We start from the raw sequence: 4,118 nt of genomic DNA, 5'->3' as shown, positions 1-4,118 counted from the left end.
TGGGAGCCGGGCGAGCACAACGGCACCTTCCGCGGTCCCAACCCGGGCTTCGTGACCGGCGCCGCCGCTATTCGGACCTACTGGAGCGACGACGCCTTCCAGAAGGAGACCTTGGCCAAGGGCGAGCTGATGGACCGCCGCCTGCAGGCCGTCGCCGACGAGCTGGGCCCGGACGAAGCCCATGTGCGCGGCCGCGGCATGGCCCGCGGACTGGTGCTGGAGCGCCCGGACGCGGCCAACGTGCTCAGCCGCGAGGCCTTCGAGCGCGGCCTCTTGGTGGAGACCTCCGGTCCCGAGGACGAGGTGGCCAAGCTGCTGCCCGCGCTGACGACCACCGAGCAGGAACTCGAAGAAGGGCTGGCGATCATCGCCGACGCGGCCCGCGCCGCGATGAAGACTCCCCAGGCGGCGTAAGCGGAACCACTGGGCACAGGGGCTTCGGCGGCCCCACAATTGGCCGTGGAGGTGGACGGGGGCCGACCGGTTCGGCCCCCGCCTCTGCGGTTGTTCGGAGCAAGCAAGAGGAGTAGGCACTTTGATCGTGCGCAGCATGAGCGATGTCGACGGCACCGACGCCGACATCCGCACCGAGACCTGGCGCAGCCGCCGAATCGTCCTGGCCAAGGACAAAGTCGGGTTCTCGTTCCACGAGACCGTGCTCTACGCGGGCACGGAAACCAGCATGTGGTACGCCAACCACATCGAGCTGGTCCATTGCATCGAGGGCGAGGCGGAGATCACCGACGACGAGACCGGTGAAACCCACCTGGTCACGCCGGGCACGCTGTACCTCCTCGACGGCCACGAGCACCACACGGTGCGGCCCAAGACCGACTTCCGGGTGCTGTGCGTGTTCAATCCGCCGGTGACGGGCCGCGAGGTGCACGACGAGAACGGTGTGTACCCCCTGCTGACCGAGGACGGCCAGGAGGCCGCGGCGAAGTAGACCCGTGCGGGGCGGTCGGCCGGTGCCGCGCCCCGCCTGCCGGGGGCGGTCCGCGCTGCGGGCCGCCCCCGCTGCATCGAACGGCAGCGCCCCGGCCGCGGGTGCCGCTCGCCTCCACGGGCCGGGTGGGCCGGCGCCTCCGGGATCGCGCTTCCTCCGGCCCGCCCGTTCCCGGATGCGGACGACCGCGCCGCGAACGCGCGCCGTGCGCGCCTTCCCGCCGCTGGACGGCGGCGACGAGCGCAACGGTGCGCCGATGATCGGGCCGGGAGCGCACCGGGCCCCGTGTCCTGCGTCGACGGCACGTGTAGCGGCGCCGCCCGCCGTTGAACGGCCGCGCCCGCACGTCCGGGCGACCGCGACGACATGCGGCTGGAACAGCCCGGCGACCCCGCCGCAACGCCGCGAAGCACGACTGTTCGTGGCCCGATCGTTACGGGGCCGGTCTCGGTCATGCACCGGGATAACCAGTGCATAACGTGCTATTCCGCCTCCGTTAGCAGGGACGGAAGATGGGCAATGAGTCCGCAGGCGCCGGTTGGTGCCGGGCGCCCCGCGTGACCGGGGGTACTGAGGCGGCCCGTCTCCTGACACGCTCGGGTTCGGCCTCAGGGCCACGCATGTCCGTACCACCGCACGGCGCTCCTTCCCCGCGCGGAAGGGAGCGCCGCGTTGTTCGTCGACCCCCTTAGTTTCGCGACGAGGAGATAAGCAATGAGCGACAGCAGTCCCCTGGTTCGCCTCGGCCGCCGCGACGTCCTCCGCGCCGGCGGCGTCACCGCCGCCGCGCTGGCCGCAGGGCCAGGGCTGGCCGCGTGCTCCCGTACCGATCCCTCCGAGGGGCAGAGCCTGCTGGAGAGCCTGCGCGAGAAGGGTTCGATCAAGGCCGCGATCAACAACGAGCCGCCGTTCGGCTTCATCGACGACAACGGAGAGGTCACCGGCGAGGCCCCCGAGCTCCTGCGCGCGATCGCCGCCGAGATGGGCATCGACGGGATCGAGGCCGAGGCGGTCAGTTGGGACGCCCTCATCCCCGGTCTGAAGGCCGGCCGCTTCGACATCGTCGCCGCCGGCATGTACATCACGCCCGACCGCTGCGAGGAGGTCGCCTTCGCCGAGCCCGACTACAAGGTGCTCGAAGCGTTCATGGTGGAGAAGGGCAACCCGCTGGGCCTGGAGACCTACCACTCGGTGGCCGACAACCCCGACGTCACCATCGCGGTGCTCAACGCCTCGGTCGAGAAGGACTACGCCGAGGGCGCCGGGGTCGCCGAGGACCAGATGACCCTGGGCGACAACGCCGTGCAGATGCTCGACCTGCTGGAGAACGGCCGTGTGGACGCCGTCGGGTTGAGCACGTTCTCCCTCAACTACCAGATGGACCAGCGCGGCATGCAGGACGGCTACGAGGTGACCGAGGGCTTCACCCCGGTCGTCGACGGCGAGGAGGTCTCGCCGGCCGGCGGGGTTCGCCTTCCGCAAGGAGAACCAGGACTTTCTGGACGAGTTCAACACGGTTCTGGCCGACTTCAAGGAGAGCGGCCGGCTGCTGGAGATCGGTCAGGAGTTCGGCTTCGACGAGACGGCCCAGCCCGGGGACCTGACCACCGAGGAGCTCTGCTCGGCGGACAACGGCTAGACGAGGATCCCCGGTGGATTTCTTCCTCAACAGATTCCCCGTCTATCTGGACGGGGCCCTGATCACACTCCTGATAACCGTGCTGGGATCGGCGCTGGCGTTCGTCCTGGCGATGGCGGTCGGCATCCTCGGCACGCTGCGCAACCCCGTGGCGCGCGCCGCGGCCACGGTCTACACCGAGGCGTTCCGCGGAGTCGCGGCCCTGGTGCTGCTGTTCTGGTTCGCCTACGCGATCCCGCAGATCACGCCGTATGAGCTGTCCCCGATGTTCGTCGGCGTCCTGGCACTGGGGCTGAACGTGGGCGCGTACGGCGCCGAGGTGGTGCGCGCGGCGATCAACGCGGTGCCCGCGGCCCAGACCGAGGCCACGATCGCGCTGAACATGTCGTGGCTGCGGCGCATGCGGTCGGTGCTGCTGCCCCAGGCTTGGGCGCAGATGCTGCCCACCTTCGGCAACCTGGTCATCGAGCTGATGAAGGCCTCGGCGATCGTGTCGCTGATCAACGTCGCCGACCTCACCGACGTCGCCGGGCGGATGCGTGCCAGCTCCAGCGAGACGATCCTGTCGTACGGCAGCGCCCTGGTCATGTACTTCGTCATCGCCCAACTGCTGATCGTGGGCATGCGGACGCTGGAGCGCCGCGCCAACCGGCGGCTGGGCAGGGCGCCGGCGCGCGGCTCGCTGCTGGACCTGCTGCGTCCGCCGACACCCGGAACGAAAGTGGGGACGGCCGAGTGAACTGGGACACCGAGTTCGCGATCAGCATCATCCCCCGGCTGCTGGAAGGCCTGGCCGTCACCGTGCAGGCCACCGTTATCGGCTACGCCGTCGCTCTGGTCCTGGGTCTGGTCGTCGCCATCCTGCGGCGCATGGACTACATCGGCCCGGTGGTCTTCGTGGTCTTCGAGTTCATCCGGACCACGCCGGTGCTGGTGCAACTGCTGTTCGTGTTCGCACTGGCGCCGCCGGCCGTCACGCCGCTGACCATCGGTATCACCGTGCTGGGCGTGCACTACGCGGCCTACACCGCCGAGGTCTACCGGTCGGGGATCGAGGGCGTCGCCAAGGGCCAGTGGGAGGCCTGCCGCGCGCTGAGCCTGCCGCCGCTGCGGGTGTGGGGCGCCGTGGTGATGCCCCAGGCGATCCGCAAGGTCATCCCGCCCCTGGGCAACTACCTCATCTCGATGTTCAAGGACACGCCCTACCTGTTCGCCATCACCGTGGGCGAGATGATGTTCGTGGCCAAGGCGATCGGCACCGAGGCTTTCCGCAGCATGGAGGCCTACACCCTGGCGGGCCTGTTCTTCCTGGCCGTGAGCGTGCCCTCCGCGGTCATCATCCGACGTCTGGAGCGCCGTTATGCAGCAGTCTGAGAGCCCGAGTCCGGAGGCCGCCGGCGCGCACGAGCCCGCCGGCGGGGAGATCGTCCGGTTCGACAAGGTCGTCAAGCGCTACGGCAGCAACGTCGTGCTCGACGAGCTGGACTTCTCCGTCGCGCCGGGCGAACGCGTCACGCTCATCGGGCCCAGCGG

The 4,118-nt window shown here is 69.8% G+C and carries 5 protein-coding genes and 1 pseudogene; all 6 read left to right on the top strand.

Going from position 1 to position 4,118, the window contains the following annotated elements; genetic code table 11:
* Positions 1-414: aminotransferase class III-fold pyridoxal phosphate-dependent enzyme (locus D452_RS27370; protein WP_017542309.1), on the top strand; the 414-nt coding region annotated here is incomplete at its 5' end.
* A gap of 121 nt (positions 415-535) precedes the next feature.
* Positions 536-946, top strand: a complete 411-nt coding sequence (locus D452_RS0100960) for an ectoine synthase (RefSeq protein WP_017542308.1) — start codon at positions 536-538, stop codon at positions 944-946.
* Between the two features lie 714 nt (positions 947-1,660).
* Positions 1,661-2,647: a transporter substrate-binding domain-containing protein gene (locus D452_RS27365; RefSeq protein ID WP_338042015.1), complete on the top strand. Its 987-nt coding sequence runs from the start codon at positions 1,661-1,663 to the stop codon at positions 2,645-2,647.
* Positions 2,599-3,324 (top strand): ectoine/hydroxyectoine ABC transporter permease subunit EhuC, encoded by a 726-nt coding sequence (gene ehuC, locus D452_RS0100950; RefSeq protein WP_017542307.1) that lies wholly within the window; start codon positions 2,599-2,601, stop codon positions 3,322-3,324. The genes D452_RS27365 and ehuC overlap by 49 nt, the downstream gene beginning before the upstream one ends.
* On the top strand, positions 3,321-3,959 hold the full coding sequence (gene ehuD / locus D452_RS0100945) for an ectoine/hydroxyectoine ABC transporter permease subunit EhuD (RefSeq protein ID WP_017542306.1): 639 nt from the start codon (positions 3,321-3,323) through the stop codon (positions 3,957-3,959). The genes ehuC and ehuD overlap by 4 nt, the downstream gene beginning before the upstream one ends.
* Positions 3,946-4,118, top strand: a pseudogene (locus D452_RS31145) (L-cystine ABC transporter ATP-binding protein YecC); the annotation flags it as partial. The gene ehuD and the pseudogene D452_RS31145, both read left to right, overlap by 14 nt.

It is taken from the genome of Nocardiopsis prasina DSM 43845, from assembly GCF_000341265.1.
In the GTDB taxonomy this organism is placed as follows: domain Bacteria; phylum Actinomycetota; class Actinomycetes; order Streptosporangiales; family Streptosporangiaceae; genus Nocardiopsis; species Nocardiopsis prasina.
This window is presented reverse-complemented; position numbering and strand designations above follow the sequence as displayed.

Excerpts from the sequence above, each read along its gene's own strand:
- D452_RS27365 (WP_338042015.1), top strand. The coding sequence starts at position 1,661 with ATGAGCGACAGCAGTCCCCTGGTTCGCCTCGGCCGCCGCGACGTCCTC.